This window comes from Shewanella sp. 4t3-1-2LB (assembly GCF_017368415.1).
GTDB classification, from domain to species: domain Bacteria; phylum Pseudomonadota; class Gammaproteobacteria; order Enterobacterales; family Shewanellaceae; genus Shewanella; species Shewanella fodinae.
Genome location: NZ_JAFNJD010000151.1, coordinates 1 through 383 on the forward strand (window position 1 = coordinate 1; position 383 = coordinate 383).

General features: G+C 54.3%; 1 rRNA gene. It reads right to left on the reverse strand.

The annotated features are described in order from the left end of the window. Positions 1 to 383, reverse strand: a 16S ribosomal RNA gene (locus J3L11_RS19720); the annotation flags it as partial.

A 383-nucleotide genomic window follows, 5' to 3' on the forward strand; every position in this document is an offset into this window, starting at 1 on the left:
CTTTGCTTCCCTCTGTACTGTCCATTGTAGCACGTGTGTAGCCCTACTCGTAAGGGCCATGATGACTTGACGTCGTCCCCACCTTCCTCCGGTTTATCACCGGCAGTCTCCCTACAGTTCCCGGCATCACCCGCTGGCAAGTAAGGATAAGGGTTGCGCTCGTTGCGGGACTTAACCCAACATTTCACAACACGAGCTGACGACAGCCATGCAGCACCTGTCTCAGAGTTCCCGAAGGCACCTAGGCATCTCTGCCAAGTTCTCTGGATGTCAAGAGTAGGTAAGGTTCTTCGCGTTGCATCGAATTAAACCACATGCTCCACCGCTTGTGCGGGCCCCCGTCAATTCATTTGAGTTTTAACCTTGCGGCCGTACTCCCCAGG